This window comes from Bartonella queenslandensis, from assembly GCF_018155095.1.
In the GTDB taxonomy this organism is placed as follows: domain Bacteria; phylum Pseudomonadota; class Alphaproteobacteria; order Rhizobiales; family Rhizobiaceae; genus Bartonella; species Bartonella queenslandensis_B.
This window is the reverse complement of record NZ_NAAI01000029.1, coordinates 1-1155: the sequence shown is the minus strand read 5'-3', so window position 1 is coordinate 1155 and position 1155 is coordinate 1. Positions and strand designations below refer to the sequence as shown.

General features: G+C 32.3%; 2 protein-coding genes. Both read left to right on the top strand.

All coding sequences use genetic code 11. The annotated features are described in order from the left end of the window. Positions 1-124 precede the first annotated feature (124 nt). Positions 125-268, top strand: a complete 144-nt coding sequence (locus B5V81_RS08575; RefSeq protein ID WP_212111893.1) for a TrwH protein — start codon at positions 125-127, stop codon at positions 266-268. Next, on the top strand, positions 265-996 hold the full coding sequence (locus B5V81_RS08570; RefSeq protein WP_212113097.1) for a TrbJ/VirB5 family protein: 732 nt from the start codon (positions 265-267) through the stop codon (positions 994-996). The genes B5V81_RS08575 and B5V81_RS08570 overlap by 4 nt, the downstream gene beginning before the upstream one ends. Positions 997-1155: the final 159 nt, after the last annotated feature.

Here is a 1155-nt window from a genome sequence, read left to right as displayed (position 1 = left end):
TTAAAAACTGAAATTAAGAAAAGATAAATTATCGCAAACTATACGCTTTACTTTATATTCAAAATAGCAATAATGACAAAAAATGTTAGGATAAATCTAACAATAAATAAAGAGTAATATTAATATGAAAAATATCATTCTTATAATTTTGATTGCAAACATTTTATCGGCTTGTGCGTTAGCACCAAAGCTAAAACAACCCAATGATAGAAACCGTGTGCCTATTAATAAAACAATCCCTGCCGAAATTAAGCGAGGAGACAGATGAAAAAGCGGTTTATTATAATAGGAATAGCTACCCTTTTCGGAACGCTGAATTTAGTTCAAGCGAACGCAGAGGTGAAGGTAACTTTCGAGTCACCATCACTTCCAAAATCACCTGTAGGTTCAATAACTTCTCCGTCATCACAATCTACTCTATCAGCAGAATATTTGGAAATCCTTCAGCTCTTGAACAAACAGCTTGAATTGAAAAAACAACAACTTTCACAAATAGAAAAAACCTATCAGGCTATAACAAAGAGTAAGACAACTCAACCACAGCAAATAGACCTTTCTAGTTTTTTTCTTAAAGAGCCAGAAGCACTCTATAAAAATAATAAGCTTTCAAGCGAATCATATCGAAAGATGTTAGAGGAAGAAAACAAAATTTCTGGGACTTTTAATGAAGTAGGCAACTCTATTTTTTCCCGTTTACAATTTGTATCAAGTATGGATAAAGCTTTAACTTTAAAAATTTTTCAAAACATAGAAAGTCGTTTTCAATATCTCAAAAATCTATTCGATGAACTTCAAACAAAACAAAACCTGAAAGATATTGCTGATCTTCAAGCACATATCGATGGTACATTAGCCATGATCCAAAATGAATCTATAAAGATGCAAATGGTAGCGCATTTACGTAAAGCTGAGCATTCACTTATCAAAAGAAAAAGGCGTGAACTTGATATGATGTTTTTTGACCATGAAAAAAGCGATATGCCCAGAATACGTTGAAAACAAAAGCCAATGTAGGAGGTTTCAGTGCCATTCCAATCATTCAAAAGGGCACAAAGATTTTATCAAAGTCAAGATATCGTGGTGAAGATACTTAGGTAATGCATAAATGCAAATAAAGTGTTTAGCATGTATCCATATTCCAAGATGATAAAAAAT